This is a genomic window from Halorubrum tibetense (assembly GCF_055396225.1).
This window is the reverse complement of sequence record NZ_AP043742.1, coordinates 988,814-1,004,838: the sequence shown is the minus strand read 5'-3', so window position 1 is coordinate 1,004,838 and position 16,025 is coordinate 988,814. Positions and strand designations below refer to the sequence as shown.

At 69.3% G+C, this 16,025-nt stretch carries 17 protein-coding genes; 11 read left to right on the top strand and 6 right to left on the bottom strand.

The window, feature by feature from the left end:
- Nucleotides 1-10: 10 nt before the first annotated feature.
- The 5 genes from pcm to ACZ5TV_RS05080 form a co-directional block, all read right to left on the bottom strand.
- Complete coding sequence (gene pcm, locus ACZ5TV_RS05100) at nt 11-640, bottom strand: protein-L-isoaspartate O-methyltransferase (RefSeq protein ID WP_379781595.1); 630 nt, start codon at nt 638-640, stop codon at nt 11-13.
- Between the two features lie 180 nt (nt 641-820).
- On the bottom strand, nt 821-1,267 hold the full coding sequence (locus tag ACZ5TV_RS05095) for an Hsp20/alpha crystallin family protein (RefSeq protein WP_379781593.1): 447 nt from the start codon (nt 1,265-1,267) through the stop codon (nt 821-823).
- Between the two features lie 147 nt (nt 1,268-1,414).
- Entirely contained in the window at nt 1,415-1,888 is a 474-nt protein-coding gene (locus tag ACZ5TV_RS05090) for an Hsp20/alpha crystallin family protein (protein ID WP_379781591.1), read from the bottom strand.
- A gap of 96 nt (nt 1,889-1,984) precedes the next feature.
- The gene (locus ACZ5TV_RS05085; RefSeq protein WP_379781589.1) at nt 1,985-3,493 is read right to left on the bottom strand and encodes a stage II sporulation protein M; all 1,509 of its coding nucleotides are present in this window, start codon (nt 3,491-3,493) and stop codon (nt 1,985-1,987) included.
- 78 nt (nt 3,494-3,571) lie between these two features.
- On the bottom strand, nt 3,572-4,210 hold the full coding sequence (locus tag ACZ5TV_RS05080; protein ID WP_379781587.1) for an MBL fold metallo-hydrolase: 639 nt from the start codon (nt 4,208-4,210) through the stop codon (nt 3,572-3,574).
- Between the two features lie 133 nt (nt 4,211-4,343).
- Here ACZ5TV_RS05080 and ACZ5TV_RS05075 point away from each other — a divergent pair, with 133 nt between their 5' ends.
- The 11 genes from ACZ5TV_RS05075 to ACZ5TV_RS05025 all read left to right on the top strand — a co-directional run bounded on the left by ACZ5TV_RS05075 (nt 4,344) and on the right by ACZ5TV_RS05025 (nt 15,456).
- A complete protein-coding gene (locus ACZ5TV_RS05075) occupies nt 4,344-4,526 on the top strand; it encodes a DUF5786 family protein (protein ID WP_379781585.1) in 183 nt (60 codons plus the stop codon).
- Between the two features lies 1 nt (nt 4,527).
- Nucleotides 4,528-5,100, top strand: coding sequence for an endonuclease dU (locus tag ACZ5TV_RS05070; RefSeq protein ID WP_464384189.1), 573 nt, complete (start codon nt 4,528-4,530; stop codon nt 5,098-5,100).
- Between the two features lie 101 nt (nt 5,101-5,201).
- Nucleotides 5,202-6,713 (top strand): glycerate kinase type-2 family protein, encoded by a 1,512-nt coding sequence (locus ACZ5TV_RS05065; protein WP_464384188.1) that lies wholly within the window; start codon nt 5,202-5,204, stop codon nt 6,711-6,713.
- A 124-nt stretch (nt 6,714-6,837) separates the two neighbouring features.
- The gene (locus ACZ5TV_RS05060) at nt 6,838-7,449 is read left to right on the top strand and encodes a uracil-DNA glycosylase (protein WP_379781912.1); all 612 of its coding nucleotides are present in this window, start codon (nt 6,838-6,840) and stop codon (nt 7,447-7,449) included.
- 135 nt (nt 7,450-7,584) lie between these two features.
- A complete protein-coding gene (locus ACZ5TV_RS05055) occupies nt 7,585-8,658 on the top strand; it encodes a substrate-binding domain-containing protein (protein WP_379781914.1) in 1,074 nt (357 codons plus the stop codon).
- 27 nt (nt 8,659-8,685) lie between these two features.
- A complete protein-coding gene (locus ACZ5TV_RS05050) occupies nt 8,686-9,471 on the top strand; it encodes a phosphonate ABC transporter ATP-binding protein (RefSeq protein WP_379781916.1) in 786 nt (261 codons plus the stop codon).
- A gap of 20 nt (nt 9,472-9,491) precedes the next feature.
- Complete coding sequence (gene phnE, locus ACZ5TV_RS05045) at nt 9,492-10,577, top strand: phosphonate ABC transporter, permease protein PhnE (protein WP_379781918.1); 1,086 nt, start codon at nt 9,492-9,494, stop codon at nt 10,575-10,577.
- A 121-nt stretch (nt 10,578-10,698) separates the two neighbouring features.
- Nucleotides 10,699-11,358, top strand: coding sequence for an imidazole glycerol phosphate synthase subunit HisH (hisH, locus tag ACZ5TV_RS05040; protein WP_379781920.1), 660 nt, complete (start codon nt 10,699-10,701; stop codon nt 11,356-11,358).
- A 12-nt stretch (nt 11,359-11,370) separates the two neighbouring features.
- Nucleotides 11,371-13,533 (top strand): hydantoinase/oxoprolinase family protein, encoded by a 2,163-nt coding sequence (locus ACZ5TV_RS05035; protein WP_464384187.1) that lies wholly within the window; start codon nt 11,371-11,373, stop codon nt 13,531-13,533.
- On the top strand, nt 13,530-15,179 hold the full coding sequence (locus tag ACZ5TV_RS05030; RefSeq protein WP_464384186.1) for a hydantoinase B/oxoprolinase family protein: 1,650 nt from the start codon (nt 13,530-13,532) through the stop codon (nt 15,177-15,179). The genes ACZ5TV_RS05035 and ACZ5TV_RS05030 overlap by 4 nt, the downstream gene beginning before the upstream one ends.
- A 106-nt stretch (nt 15,180-15,285) precedes the next feature.
- Nucleotides 15,286-15,456: a hypothetical protein gene (locus tag ACZ5TV_RS05025; protein ID WP_379782413.1), complete on the top strand. Its 171-nt coding sequence runs from the start codon at nt 15,286-15,288 to the stop codon at nt 15,454-15,456.
- A 61-nt stretch (nt 15,457-15,517) separates the two neighbouring features.
- On the opposite strand, the gene ACZ5TV_RS05020 is transcribed toward ACZ5TV_RS05025, so the two are convergent.
- Nucleotides 15,518-16,006 carry a thioredoxin family protein gene (locus tag ACZ5TV_RS05020; RefSeq protein WP_379782411.1) on the bottom strand — a complete coding sequence of 163 codons (489 nt, stop codon included), beginning with the start codon at nt 16,004-16,006 and terminating at the stop codon, nt 15,518-15,520.
- Between the last annotated feature and the right edge of the window lie 19 nt (nt 16,007-16,025).

Here is a 16,025-nt window from a genome sequence, read left to right as displayed (position 1 = left end):
GAGACGGGCGTCATTGCATCGGAACGAACCGAACCCCGCCACGGTCCTCGCGTTCGACGCCGTCGGCCGTCACCCGCAGGCGAACGAGCCGCTGTCCCGCTCCGTCCGCCACGGGGCCGACGACACGTCCCCCGACTCGGACCCGATCGACGATCGGATCCGGGATGCCGTCCGGGGCCGCACACGTGAGATACGCGGCGTCAAACGGGGCCTCGTCCTCGAACGCCTGCCGGCCGTCTCCGGCCCGAACCGTCACCTCGTAGCCGAGTCGACGCAATCGCTCGCGAGCCGACTCGGCAAGCGCCGGGACGTACTCGACGCTGTACACGTTGCCCGGCCCGACGATCTCGGCGACGACGGCCGCGTGGTAGCCACAGCCCGTCCCGACTTCGAACACCCGGTCGCCGGGTCCGACTTCGAGCAAGTCGATCATCACCGCCACCATGTGCGGCGCGCTGACCGTCTGGTCGTGTCCGATCGGCAACGGCCGGTCGTCGTACGCCCGCGACCGGAGCCGTGCTGGTACGAACTCGTGGCGCGGGACCGACCCGATGGCGGCGAGGGTTCGCTCGCTGACGTCGAGCCGATCGCGGAGCCGGTCGACCAGGGCCCCCCGCTCGCTCGCGCGGTCGTCGCTCATACGTCCGCTTACGACCACCACAGTTGAGAAGCTGGTGGCGGAGATAACAAGCCGATCTCGCGCGAAGACGGTCCCGCGTGAAGCCAGTCTCACGTGAAGGCGACCTCAGCTGAAGGCGATCTCTCGTGAAACGGCGGCGGTGTGATTCGAGGGTGGGGGGTAAGCCGCGGACGAAAGCGACTACTCGACGTCGATCCGGTGCGTGTCGTCCTCGTCGTGAACCCGCTTCGGGAGCGTCACGGTGAGGACGCCGTTCTTGTACGTCGCCGTCGCGTCCGACTCGTGTACGTCGGCTCCGAGGTCTACGGACCGGGTCACCGACTGGTGTCGGCGCTCGCGTCGGAGGTACCGTCCCTCCTCGCCGTACTCGTCGGCGTCCCCGTGTTCCGCCCCATCGCCGTGTCCCTCGCGTTCGGTCTCACGCTCGGCACGGATCGTCACCCGATCCCCGTCCACTCGGACATCTATCGAGTCGCGGTCGAAGCCGGGGAGGTCGGCCATCACGACGAACTCGTCGTCGTACTCCGCGACGTCGACGTCCGCGTGCCCGAGGCTGCGTCCCGCCCCGCCGAAGGGGGTTCGGCCGAAGAACTGCTCTATCTCGTCGAACGGGTTCGATCTGTTCATGAGTATCACCCATATAATAGGTCGCTGAGGTAGTAAACCCCGCTTGAGCCGTGTTCGCTCGTGGTATGCGACTACGAGGTGACGCGCTCGAAGCGGAGGCCCGACACGTTCGGGACCGGACACGGCGCGGTCGACGCCGCCGTCCGCTCACTCCACGTCGATCCGGTGGCCGCTCGACGCCGACTCGGTCCGCTTCGGGAGGCTGACCGTGAGCACACCGTCATCGTAGCTGGCCGTCGTTCCGTCCGCCTCAACCGCGACCGGGAGCGGGATCCGGCGCGAGACGGAGCCGTACCGGCGCTCACGGCGGTGGTACCGCGGTGTTCCGGACTCGGGGGCCTCCTCGCTTGCGTCCGCCTCGTCCGCGTCCGTCCCGGTCTCGTGGATCTCCTCCCTGGTCGCACCGATCGTGAGCGCGTCCTCGTGGAGCTCGACGTCGATCGCGTCGGGGTCGAAGCCGGGGAGGTCGGCGATCACCTGCAGCCCGTCGGCCGTTTCGACGACGTCAACGGTGGTGCCCGGAGAACGGGGGCGCTCGAGTCCCGCTCCCAGTTTCTCCAGCTCTTGGTCCATCCGTTCGAACAGGTTCTCGATCTCGCCGAAGGGATCGCGTCGTGTCATACGGGTCAGGATTCGACCTCGAGCGACTTCAACGTACGGACGGGCGGTCGAGGCCCGGTTCCCGGGCCAGCGGAGGTCCCGTCCCTCGGATCCGGGCTAGAGGAACGGCCGCCAGTAGTACGGGCTGATGAACCCCTCGATCACCGCGGCGATCGCGAGGAGGATCCCGACGCCCATCAGCACCCAGAACGCGTTCTCGAGGACGTCGGCGAACCCCTCACGGCTTACCCGTCCGCGGAGCGTTCGCCAGCCGACGACGCCGAGGTGGACGCCCAGCGCGCCGGCGACGAAAATGGCGGGGATCTCGAAGACCCCGTGCGGGATCACGAACGCGAGCAGCGCCTCACGGTTCACCTCCAGCGCGGCGGTTCCGCCGAGCACGACTCCGTTGAACACGATCGCCGAGAGCGCCGGGATCACGAGCGCGACCCCGCCGAGGGCGGTCGATATCGCCACGGTCCAGTTGTTCCCGAAGAACTCGAGAGTCGCGACGGGGGCGATGTGATCCGCCAACCGCGCCTCGATCGATGTCGGGACGCTGCCGACGAACGGCTCCGCGATCGTCCAGCCGACGACCCCCGAGCCGACGCCGAGCGCGACGACGAACAGATGGGTCCCCGGCGTTCGAGCGACGAATCCGACCATCTCGCGCCATCCGCGACGGACGCCGCCCGAGAACTGGCTCCGGAGGGAGGCCGCCGGCGGCTCGACCGGATCGACTGTCCCGCGGTAGTCGCCGTAGAGAACGGTCTTCAGCAGATCGAGCGCGGGCGCGACGACGACCGCGCTGATGAGTGCGACGACCGCCCCACCGCCGAGGAACGCGAGCCCGGAGGCGGCGGAGGCGATCGCCACGGTGACGCCGATCGCGACGACGAGATACGCGGCGGCGTCCGCGGGGTTCGAGCGGATGAACCCGCCGGCCCCGCCGAGCGACCCGAAGACGCCGGCGTCGTCGACCACGATCGACGCCGGAGCGAACGCGAACACGATACGGATCGCCACCAGCACGACCGCCCCGACGAGGAACGCGCCGAGTGCCACGACCGCGCCGAGGAACGGGTTGATCACGAACGCGACGGCGATCGCGACGCTCGCGAGCAACACCACGCCGACCCACAACAGGAACTCCGCGACGTACAGCCCGAGGAACGTCACCCAGCGCTCCCGAACGCCGGCGATCCCGGCGGTCAGTCCCCGCTCGCTTCGGAGCCGGGCGACCACGGCGCTCATCTGGCCCGCCGAGACCGCGGCGTACGTGAGGATCGCGAGGAGCACGGTGGCGAGCAGTCCGGCGACGAGCAGCGCGCCGGCAGTCGGGGTCAACAGCGGTTCGAAAGCGGGGATCAGCCCCTCGGCCCACCGTTCGAGCGCTTCTGGATCCTCGACGTCCGGCGGGGCCAGGTCGGCGTCCGCGAACGCGTCGCGGACGGCACCGAGACGGCCGGACAGCTCGTAGTGGAGGTACACGCCGGCGAGCGAGACGAGGAGTCCCATCCGGGCGACGACGGGGACGGCCGTTCCGAGGAGGTAGAACGGTAACAGGTCCGCGGGTCGCCGCCGGAGGGTCGAGACCGTAGCGGAGACGGCGGTCGAGAGGTCCATACCCGATCTTCGGCGTACGACACTTAAGAACCCCGAGTCCGAAACCCGACCGACCGCCGGGCCGCGGCCGAGCGCCCGTCACTCGGGGTATTTCGGTTCCCGTCGCTCGGCGCGGTCGGTCGCGCGTTCGATCACGCCACGCACCGTGTCCGGACCGTCACCGTCTCGATACGCGTCGCCGTGTCCGGGATACATCGCCTCGACCGTCTCAGGCAGTTGATTCATCAGCGTGTGCAGGCTCTCTATCAGCTGCTCGCGTGACTGTCCGGCCATGTCGGTTCGGCCGAACGAGCCGTCGTCGAACGCGCCGTCGTTGTACACGACGACGTCGCCGCTGTACAGTCGCTCCTCGCCCACGAACGAGACGTGGTCATCGGCGTGTCCGGGCGTGTACACGACCTCACAGGGCTCGTCGCCCACGAGGATCTCGTCGCCGTCGACGAGCGCGACGTCCCGCCGCGGGTGGTCCGCGTACGCGAACAGCGTCGGGTCGAACCGGTCGAGCACGGCGTCGAGCTCCCCCACGTGGTCGCCGTGCTGGTGCGTCAGGATCACCCGGTCGAGGTCGTCGACTCCAGCGTCGGCGAGCGCGTCGGCGATCACGTCGTCGACACCCGGCATCGTCCCGGCGTCGACGAGCGTCGGGGCGTCCCCGAGAACGAGGTACGCGTTACAGGTGAACTCCGTCGCGTCGGCGGTGACGTTGATCGGGTCCATACCCTACCACGACACGCGACTGATAAAAACGTGACCTGACGCCCGGCTATCGGCGTCGGACCCGCCTGATGGCCGGGTTCCCGTGAGGGCGTCCCGGGATTTATACCGTACGACTCCCTATCATCGAGCGAACATGGGCTTCGGAAGCTACGACGAATCCGAACAGGAGAACCAGGACCTGGACGCGGACTTCGACGACGACGACGGCGTCCAAGCCGCCCAGGAGACCCACGACGGGTCCGTCGAGTACGAGCCCGGCGCGTCGAACGACGAGCTGCTCGACCGTCTCCAGGAGATCAAGTCCGAGGAAACGTGAGGTGACATCGCCGAGCAGAACGCTTGGCATCGCCTTTTCTGGGGGTACCCATGTCAGTTACGTTGCCGGCGCGGTCGTCCGCGGCGACTTCGCTCTCGACGGACTGGCGTACGACTCCTGTTCCGTCGGCGGGACAGACGCGACCGACGCGATCCGCGACTTAGCGACCTCGCTCGACCGGCCGGACGTCAGGCACGTCTGTCTCGCCGGCGTCGCCCCCGCGTGGTTCAACCTCGTCGACCTCGACCGGCTCCACGCCGCCCTCGACCGGCCGGTCTCCGCCGTGAGCTACGAGCCGAGCCCCGGGCTCGAACCCGCCCTCCGTGAGGCGTTCGACGGTGACGCGCTCGCCGACCGCCTCGCCATCTATCGGTCGCTCCCGCCGCGACAGCGGGTCGCCGGGCTCCCGGACGAGGCTGACCCCCTGTTCGTCCGCGCGGTCGGGATCGACCCGGCCGACGCCGCGGCGACGGTCGGGGCGCTCGTCCGCGAAGGGTTCCGCCGTCCGGAGCCGGTCCGCGTCGCGTCGATCGCGGCCAGCGCTCACCGCGAGGCGGTCGCCACCGACGGCTGAGTCGGGTCGACGCCGGCGGTCAACCCGGGCCGCCACCGACGCCCGCGTCGCACGCCGAGTTGCACGCTGGATATATGTCCTCCCGGCCCGAGCCGTGAGGCGTGACCGAACCGACGTTCGCCGACCGCGACGCGGTCGCCCGGACCGACGCACACGGCGTCGCGCTCGACTGTCTCGCGGCCGGGATCGCCGCCGCGCTCCCGGAACGGATCGTCGCGGACCGCGCCTCGGTCGCCGACGGCGTGCTCGGCGTCGAGTCCGTCGACGGGACGCACGTCGAGTACGACCTCGACGACTACGACGAGGTCCGTCTGGTCGGTGCCGGCAAGGCGGCCGGCGGGATGGCGAACGCCCTCGCGACACGGCTCGGGGACCGGCTCGTCGGGGGCGCGGTCGTCACGGTCGACGAGGGCGACGAGAGCGATGAGGGCGACGGGGGCGACGAGAGTGATGAGGGCGACGGGGGCGACGAGAGTGATGAGGGTCACGAGGCCTCGCCCGTCGACGTCCTCCCCGGAGACCACCCGCTCCCGAGCGACCGCGGCGTCGCCTCGACGCGACGCGTCATCGACATCGCCGACGGGGCGGGACCGAACGACCTCGTGATCGCGGTCGTCACCGGCGGCGGTAGCGCCCTGCTCGCCGCGCCGGCGGACCCGATCTCGATCGACGACTTCCGAACCGCTACCGCGGAACTCCTCGCCTCGGGTGCGTCTATCGACGAGATCAACGCGGTCCGGAAACACTGCTCGGCGGTCAAAGGCGGTCGCCTCGCCGGGATCGCGGCCCCCGCGACCGTCCTCACGCTCGCGGTGAGCGACGTGGTCGGCGACGATCTCGGCGTGATCGCTAGCGGCCCGACCGCGCCGGACCCGTCAACGTACGCGGACGCGCTCGCGGTGTGGGACCGGTACGAGCTCGATCCCCCGGCGACCGTTCGCGAGCATCTTCAGGCGGGTGTCGCGGGCAACCGACCGGAGACGCCGACGGCTGCCGACCCGCTCTTCGAGCGAACCCGAACCCTCGTCGTCGGGAACGCGCGGACCGCGCTCGACGCAGCGGCGACGGCGGCCGCCGACCGGGGGTACGACCCGCTCGTGCTCGCTGCGGGGGTCCGGGGCGAAGCGCGGGAGGCGGCGCTCTCTCACGTCGCGATCGCCGAGGAGTGTACGGAAACCGGGTCGCCGGCGACCCCGCCCTGTGTCCTGTTGTCCGGCGGCGAGACGACGGTGACGCTCGGGACGGCCGACGGTCGGGACGGACGAGACGGCGAACTGAACGGACACGACGAGCGGGACGAACGACACGGCGAACCGGCCGACGGCCGCCACGGCGGGCCGAACGGCGAGTTCGCGACGAGTGCCGGGGTCGCCCTCGACCGCGACGGGGTCGTCGTCGCGAGCGTCGACACCGACGGGATCGACGGGACGAGCGGTGCGGCGGGCGGGATCGTCGACGCGGCGACGCTCGACGCCGACGCCGCGCGGGACGCGCTCGCCCGTCACGACGTCGCGCCGCTGTTGGACGCGGCGGACGCGCTCCTCCGAACGGGGCCTACCGGGACGAACGTGAACGACCTCCGCGTGCTGGTCGTGACGGGACCGGCGGAGTGAGTAGCGAAAGCGGAGCGAGCGGCGGCAACGGAGCGAGCGGCGGCAACGGAGTGAGCGGCGGTGGAACGTCACTGACCGGGTGGGATCGGCGGCGCTTATGTCGCTCCCGTTCCGAACCGATCCCATGAGCGATGACGCGGCCGCGCTTGACGAGGAGCTCCGCCTTCAGTCGTGTGAGCGGTGTCCGGCGCTGGTGGAGTCACGGAGCCGTATCGTCGACGGCGTCGGCCCCATCGACGCCGACCTGCTGTTCGTTGGTGAGGCCCCCGGCGCGACGGAGGACGAGCGGGGCGAACCGTTCGTCGGTCGTTCCGGTGACGTGCTCGACGAGGCGTTGCGGGACGCGGGGCTCGCCCGTGCGGACGTCCGCATCACCAACTGCGTGCGGTGTCGTCCGCCGGACAACCGTGATCCACGAGGCGAGGAACTGGCGAACTGTCGCGGCCACCTCGAGACGGAGATCGATCGGCTCGACCCCGATCTGATCGTGACGCTCGGGAAGGTTCCAAGCGAGCATCTGTTGGATCGATCGGTCGCCATCACCTCCGAGTCCGGGAGCGTCGTCGACGCCCGGCTCGGCGGCTCTTCCCGCCGTGTGCTGCTGTCCGTTCACCCGGCGGCGACGCTGTACGACCGGAGCCAGCGCGAGGGGTTCTTCGAGACGGTCGCGCGGGCAGCCACTCTCGCAGGGGTGGCGGAGGGATCGAGCGGACAGTCGCGACTCGGCGAATTCTGACTTGGCGTTCTGCCCGGTCCCTGACTCGGCGTTCCACCCGGTTCGGAGTTCTCAGCGCGTGAGGGTCGGTCTCATGGGATCTCTCTATAGAAAACATAGAAAACGATTAGTTACCCCAGTAAAGTTATCCTGTGTATGTCCGACAACAGGTGGTCGGCGAATCGGCGAACGTTTTTGAAAACAGCGGGTGCGGCAAGTGCGGTTGGGTTGGCCGGATGCGCAAGTGACGTGGCGGAAAACCAAGTCACGTGGGTGATGAATCCGGCTGAAGAGGAGATCGACATTCAGGTACAGTACGCGCCCCTTTTCGAATACATCGAGTCCGAAGTCGACGTGGAGATCGATGGACAGCCGACGGCGGACTACTCCGCGACGGTCGCGGAGCTCCAGCGTGCCGAGGAGAACGACCGGGTCTTCGCGGACACCTCTCCGGGTGCGGTCGCACAGATCGGCGACGAGATCGACGTTACGGGGATGCGAGTCGCGTTCGGTGCACAGCAGTACTTCTCGCTCATCACGACGACGCCGGACAGCGGCATTGAGTCGTTGAGCGACCTCGAAGGCGAGATCATCGCGTCCGGTGCGCCGACGTCCGTGTCGGGGACGCTGTTCCCACTCTTGATGCTCGAAAACGCCGGTCTCGACATCGGTGGGGCGCCCGGAACCAGCCCGGAGGACTTCGAACTTCGAACCTCCGATCACACGACTGCGCGCACACAGATGGTCGACGACGACTCGATCGCCGCGGCAGCGACCGGGGCGTTCTCGACGGGGCCACACGTCCCACAGGAACAGTTCGACGAGATGTCACAGGAGTACGTCGACATCTCTGCCGAGTACGACGGGGCCGGCTCGCGTGATCCGGAGCTCCAGCTGCTCGCCGTCTCCGACCCGATCCCGCGTGCGCCGATCGTAAGCAACGCGGCGTGGGACGAGTCGCTCAAGACCGAGGTACGGGAAGCGATGCTCAACGCGCCCGACGAGGCGTTCGCACACGACTCCGATGCCGATATCGCGGAGGCGCTCAACATCGATCCGGAGCTGCTCGAGATGGACGAGGACGAGCTCTCCGACAGCGAGCTCGACGATGTCGAGCTCGTTCAGGACCACGAGCTCTGGTTCAGCGGTATCGTTGAGGCAACGCACGAGGACTACGACCCCGTCGTCGAGCTCGGGCAGTCGCTCGGACTCGACTGGGGCGACCTCTAAGCAGCCAGTTCCCTCTCACCCTCCTTTATGAGCTACATCGAAGTAGACGGCGTTACGAAACGGTTCGGCGACGTCGTGGCGCTCGACGACGTATCGTTCGAGGTCCCTGCCGGCGAGTTCGTTATCGTTCTCGGCGTCTCGGGGTCCGGGAAATCGACGCTCCTGCGGACGATGAGCGGGCTGCTCTCGCCGACGGAGGGTGAGATCCGGATAAACGGCTCGCCGATGGTCGCTCCCCGACCGGAGGTCGCGATGATCTTCCAGCAGCACAACATCATCGGCGACATGTCCGCGTACTCGAACGCGCTCTCCGGCGGTATCCACCAGTTCGGGTTCCTCTCTAGCGTGCTCCAGCTACAGGACGAATCGGAGAAACACCGCGCGCTCGACGCGCTCGACACGGTCGGGCTGCTCGGCGAGGCGGAACAGAAAGCCAGACGGATGAGCGGCGGTCAACAACAGCGCGTCGGGATCGCCCGCGCGCTGGTCCAGCGACCGAACGTGCTTCTCGCCGACGAGCCGGTCGCGAGCCTCGATCCGGGAAGCGCGCAGGACGTGATGGGGTACCTCCGCAGCGCCTCCGAGGAACGCGATCTGACGACGTTCTGTAGTCTCCATCAGGTGAACATCGCACGGAAGTTCGGGCACCGATTCATCGGCCTCCGAAACGGAAAGAAAGTGTTCGACGGCTACCGCGATGAACTGACGATCGACGTAATAGACGACCTCTACGGCGATATCGACACGGAAGGGATGTTCGTGAGCCGAGATGACGGAACCGACGGTGCGGCGGAAGACGTGGCGACGACCTAACACGAATCGAGCTGATATACGTGACAACTAACCAATCTACATCCGACGGAACGAACGGTCCCGAGTCGGGCCCCGACGAGGCCGGCGCATCGGATCGGATCGTCGAACAGTTCGAGAACATCAGGCGAACGCGGCGACGACGGGCGCTCGGCTGGTTCGGCCTCCTCGGCTTCATCGTGTTCGCGACGATCCAGGCGTTCGCCGCGACCGAACTGCTCGATCCGGACGCCCGGATCGGGACGTTCCTCGACTCGCTGAACGAGTTCTTCCCCATCACGTTCTACTTCGACGTGATCCCGTTCCTCGATTTCGGACAGTACATCGAATTCATCCGGCAGGCGAACCTGCTGTACGACCCCGAGATCGGCGGGCTCCTGTTCCAGTGGCCACCGAGCGCGACCGACGCGTACGCGTTCTTCTTCACGGAGCTCGGTATCTTCCAGATCTTCGGCGAGGCCGGGATCACGCTCGCGATGGGGTTCGTCGGGACCGTCGTCGGCTTTCCGTTCGCGCTGGTGTTCGGGACGCTCGGCTCCGGGCGCGTCACGCCGTTCCCGTTTAACTTCATCTTCCGCGGGACGATGTCCTTCATTCGGGCGGTTCCCGCGATCGTCTGGACGCTCATTTTCATCCCGTTCCTCGGACTCGGTCCCGCCTCCGCGGCGCTGGCGATCGCGTTCGACACGATCGGGAACCTCGGACGGCTGTTCGTCGACGAGCTCGAAGAGATCGAGGAAGGGCCCGTCGAGGCGATGCGAACGACCGGGGCGAACAAGCCGCAGATCGTCTTCTTCGGCATGTTGAGCCAGGTCCGGACCGCGTTCATCGCGTGGACGCTGTACGTCCTCGAGATCAACGTCCGGATCGCCGTCACCGTCGGCGTCATCGGAGCCGGGGGGCTCGGGTTCATCGTGACCTCCCAACAGAACCTGCTCCAGTTCACGAACATGATGGCGACGCTGATCTCCATCTTCCTCCTCATCATCTCCGTCGAGCTGTTCAGCCAGCGGCTCCGGTCGCGGCTCCGCGCCGACGACGTGGAGATGGGGATCTGGGAGCTGATCACCGGCTTCCCGCGCCGGATGGCTGACTCGGCACTGAAGTAACGCCTCGCGGGACTTCCCCCCGCTTTCCGCCACACCCGCCGTCCGTTCGAGTCGGCTGAACGGTCGTCCACCGATCTGCCACAAGGGAAACCGACTTTTCGGTCGGCCTCGGAGGGGACGTATGCACACCTTCGAACCGCCCGCGGAGACGCTGGCGGATATCGTTCTCGTCGACTACGGGCTCGGGAACCTCAGATCCGCGACTCGCGGACTCGAACGGGCCGGCGCTTCAGTCGAGATCACCGACGATCCGGAGGCGTTCGCGGCCGCCGACGGCGTCGTCCTCCCGGGTGTGGGCGCGTTCCGCGAGGGGATGGAGAACGCCGGCCCCCTCCGGGAGGCGCTCACCGACCACGCCGCGGCGGGCCGCCCGCTGTTCGGGATCTGTTTGGGGATGCAGATGCTTCTCACCACGAGCGAGGAGGCGGACCACGAGGGTGAAGGCGAGGTGACGGGGCTGGATCTGGTTCCGGGCACCAACGTCCGGTTCGACGTCGACCGAAAGGTCCCACACATGGGCTGGAACGAGCTGGAGGTCGCCCGCGAGCACCCGCTCGTCGAGGGAGTCCACGGGGAGTACGCCTACTTCGTCCACTCGTACTACGCGGAGCCGGACGACCCGGACGCCGTCGTCGCCACCGCGGATTACGGCGTCGACTTCCCGGCGATCGTCGCCAACGACGCGGGCAACGTGTTCGGCACGCAGTTCCATCCCGAGAAGAGCGGGGAGACGGGGCTGCGGATCCTGCGTAATTTCGTCGAGTACTGCGCGGACCGGTAGATCGAGCGAGCGATGTCACGCGACCACTCCGTCCGGTTGGGCGTCGACGTCGGCGGCACGTTCACCGACGTGGCGCTGCTCGTCGACGGCGCGCTTACGACGACGAAAGTGCCGACGACGGAGCCGCAGAGCGAGGGCGTCCTTCGGGGGGTCCGTGAGGGCTGTGCCGCCGCGGGGATCGAACCGAGCGACGTCGACGCGTTCGCCCACGCCATGACCGTTTCGGTGAACGCGCTGCTCGAACGCGACGGCGCGACGACGGCGCTGGTGACGACGGCTGGGTTCCGTGACGTCCTCGAGATCGGCAGACAGGACCGGCCGTCGCTGTACGACCTCGGCGCGGAGAAGCCCGCGCCGCTCGTGCCGCGCCGGCGACGGTTCGAGGTCGACGAGCGCGCCACCGTCGACGGGATCCGCGACCGGGTCGACAAGGACGCGGTTCGCGACCTCGCCGCGCGCATCGGGACGGAACCGGGCGACGCGAACGACGAGCAAATCGAGAGCGTCGCCGTCTCGTTGCTTCACGCGTACGCGCATCCCGAGAACGAACGTCGAGTCGCGTCGCTCCTCCGCGAGGCGCTCGACGTTCCGGTGTCGGCCTCCCACGAGGTTCGCCGCGAGTTTCGCGAGTTCGAGCGGACGGCGACGACCGTCGCCGACGCGTACGTGACGCCGGCGATCGAGGGGTACCTCGGGCGGCTGCTCGACGAGGCTCGCGACGCCGGGCTCCCGGATCCGCGCGTGATGCGGTCGAACGGCGGGGTAGCCGACATCGAGACGGTTCGGTCGAACGCGGTCACGACGGTCCTCTCCGGGCCGGCGGCGGGGGTCGTGGGTGCGGCCGCGGTCGCCGACGGGGCGACCGTTCCGAAGACGAACCGTCCTGGCGCGGGGGCGACACCATCGGACGGGGGCGGGAATACCCCCGAGAGCCACGCGAACGTCGTCACGTTCGATATGGGCGGCACGTCGAGCGACGTGAGCCTCGTCCGTGACGGCCGGGTCGAGCGCGCGTCGTCGCTCACGATCGGCGGCGTCCCGATCCGGACGCCCGCAGTCGACGTCGAGACCGTCGGGGCCGGCGGCGGGTCGGTCGCGTGGACGGACGCGGGCGGCGCGCTCAGGGTCGGACCGGAGTCGGCGGGGGCCGATCCCGGCCCGGCGTGCTACGGCCGCGGTGGAACGGACCCGACGGTCACCGATGCGGCGGTCGTGCTCGGCTACATCGGTCCCGACGCGGCGCTCGGCGGCGACCTCGACCTCGACGCCGCGGCCGCCCGCGACGCGCTTGCCGAACTGTCGGCGGAGGCGGGGTTACCGACCGAGGACGGTGACCCGGACCCGATCGCGGCCGCCCGCGGCGTGTACCGCGTCGCCAACGCGACGATGGCGCGGGCGATCCGCTCGGTCACGGTCGAGCGCGGGCACGACCCGCGGGGGTTCACGCTCGTCGCGTTCGGCGGGGCAGGGCCGATGCACGCGGCGGCGCTCGCCGACCGGCTCGGGATCACCCGCGTGCTCGTTCCGGGGCCCGCGGGCGTGCTCTCCGCGTACGGACTGCTTGCCGCCGACGAGACGCACGACGCCGTTAGAACGGTCCGGTTCCGACTCGGGGACGACGACGCGGTCGAGGTCGCTGTGGACGCGCTGGCCGACCTAACCGACCGGGTGCTCGCCGACGTCTCCGACCCCGACGCCGCGACCGTCGAGTGGCGCGTCGACTGTCGGTACGTCGGCCAGCGGTTCGAGCTGACGGTTCCGGTGGGTGAGCCGATGGGCCCCTCGGATGGTGACACCCTCGGCTTCGATCCCCAAGCCGTCGCCGAACGCTTCGCCGCCGCACACGAGCGGGCCTATGGGTACACGCTCGACGCCGACGTGGAGGCCGTAACGCTGCGGGCCGCCGCGACGATCGAAAACGACCCGCCGACGGTTCTGGGGGCCGCCTCCGGCGACGACGACCCGGAGCGGGGGACACGGGCGGTCCCGTTCTCCCGGGGCGAGGCCGTCGAGACGACCGTGCTCGATCGTGACGCGCTGACGGTCGGGACGCGGGGATCGGGCCCGGCGGTGCTCGCCGGCGGGGAGAGCACTACGGTCGTTCCCCCCGACTGGTCGTGGCGGGTACGCGCGGACGGGACGGTCGTCCTCCTGCAGGCGGGTGATCGGTCGTGAGCGCGCCCGAGGACGTCGACCCGGTCACGCTGGAGGTGTTACGTCACGCGTTCGAGGGGGTCGCCGAGGAGATGGGCGCGACCCTGATACGCGGGGCGTACTCGCCGAACGTCACGGAGCGTCAGGACTGTTCGACCGCGCTGTTCGACATCGACGGCCGGATGGTCGCACAGGCGGAGCACATTCCGGTCCACCTCGGGGCGATGCCGGAGGCGGTGGCGGCGGTCCGCGACCGCGATCCGGTTCCCGGCGACGTGTTCGTCCTCAACGACCCGTTCACCGGGGGGACACACCTCCCCGACGTGACGCTCGTCTCGCCGCTGGCACGCAACGGTGACGTGCTCGGCTACGCCGTCTCGCGCGCCCACCACGCCGATGTCGGCGGAGCCACGCCCGGGAGCATGCCGGCCGGTGCCCGAGAGATCTACGAGGAGGGGCTCCGGATACCGCCGACGCGGCTCGTCGCGGGCGGTGAGCGACGGGAGGACGTGTTCGATCTCCTGTTCGCGAACGCCCGGAACCCCGCCGAGCGGCGGGCGGACCTCGCGGCCCAGCTCGCCGCCAACCGCCGAGCGGACGAGCGGGTCGCGGCGCTGATCGACGACTACGGTCGCGACCGGATCGAACGCGGCTTCGACGCGGTGATCGGCTACTCCCGCGACCGGATGACCGCCGCCATCGACGACCTCCCGGACGGGACGTACGAGGCCGCAGACGTACTGGAGGGGGACGGCGTCACGGAGGCGGACGTCCCGATCCGGACCGCCGTCACCGTCGATGGCGGGTCGCTTACGGTCGACTTCGCGGGCACTGCCGACCAGGTGGCGGGGAACCTGAACGCGCCGCTCGCGGTGGCGAAGAGCGCGGTGTACTTCGTCGTTCGCTGCGTGACGGACCCGGAGATACCGCCGAACCACGGCTGTTACGAGCCGGTGACGGTTCGCGTCCCGGAGGGCTCCCTGCTGGACCCGAACCCGCCGGCTGCCGTCGTCGGGGGGAACGTCGAGACGAGCCAGCGCGTCACCGACGTCGTCCTCGCGGCGTTCGCCGAGGCCGTCCCCGACCGCGTCGCCGCCGGGAGCCAGGGAACGATGAACAACCTCACGATCGGGAGTCGCGGGGGCGGAAGCGGCGGGACGGCCGATCGAGGGAACGGCGACGCGTCCGGCCCCTTCACCTACTACGAGACGATCGGCGGCGGGTTCGGCGGTCGACCGGGCGCCGACGGGATGGACGGCGTTCAGGTCGGGATGACGAACACGCTCAACACGCCCGTCGAGGCGCTCGAAGCCGCCTACCCGCTCGAAGTCGAGCGGTACGCTTTCCGCCCCGGAAGCGGCGGCGCGGGGCGACACCGCGGCGGGCTCGGGCTCGAACGCTCGGTTCGAACCCTCGTCGACGCCACCGTCTCGCTGCTCACCGAGCGGCGGAGACACCCCCCGGCGGGGCTTGCGGGCGGAGACTCGGGCGCTCGCGGCGAGAACCTGATCGACGGTGAACCGGTCCCGGCGAAGACGACCCGCGACGTCCCCGCCGGAACGACGGTAACGGTCCGAACGCCGGGCGGCGGTGGGTACGGCGATCCCGCCGACCGCGACCCGGACGCGACGGCCGCGGACCGTGACGACGGGAAACTCGAGGAGTGACCCGACGACGGACCCGTGCCACCCGTTCCGTCGACGCGACGCTCCCTTGGACGCGCCGGCCCGCGTGATCCGATGGTTAACCCGTTCGCGCGCCGTACGGCGAGCGATGACTGGCCTCCAGTATCTCTCCTGTGAGCGCTGTTCGACCGTCTACGCCCGTCCGGTCGGCTACGACGTCGACACGGATGTCCGGTGTTCGGAGTGCGGATCGGGACGGCTCGTGGACGTCTCCAACCGCCTCGACGACGAACCGTACTTCACTTCGGCTCTGCGATAACGACTCCCGGTCCGAGGCTCCGTTCCCGGCACCCTGTCCCACCCGGCGGCTCCCGGCGCGATCACGCCTCGTGATCCCGACTCCGCCGCTTCCCGAGGTGTGGCCGCATCGCCGACTCCAGCGTCCCGCGGTCCTGTGCGCCGACGAACCGGTCGACCGCCTCCCCGTTCGCGTACACGAGGAACGTCGGGACGCCCCGTGCGCCTAGCTGCTGTGCGAGCCCGGGGTGTGCGTCGACGTCGACTTTCGCGACCGCGGCGTCGGTCTCGCTCGCGACGGTCTCTACCGTCGGCTCCATCATCTGACACGGGCCACACCAGTCGGCGTAACAGTCGACGAGCACGACCTCGTGCTCGGATACGACTCGCTGGAACTCCTCGGTGCCCCTGATCTCGACCGGCTCGTCGGGGGTCGATCCGTCGTCCGTCGAACCCGACCCGCTGTTGCCCGTCTTTCCGGACACAGCGCCGTCGTCGGCGAGTCGTTCGCGTAGCTCCTCGCGTTTCCGCTCTCGGATCCGCTCCCGCTCGCTTTCTGCCGCGTCACTCATGCGATAGTATTGTGGATAT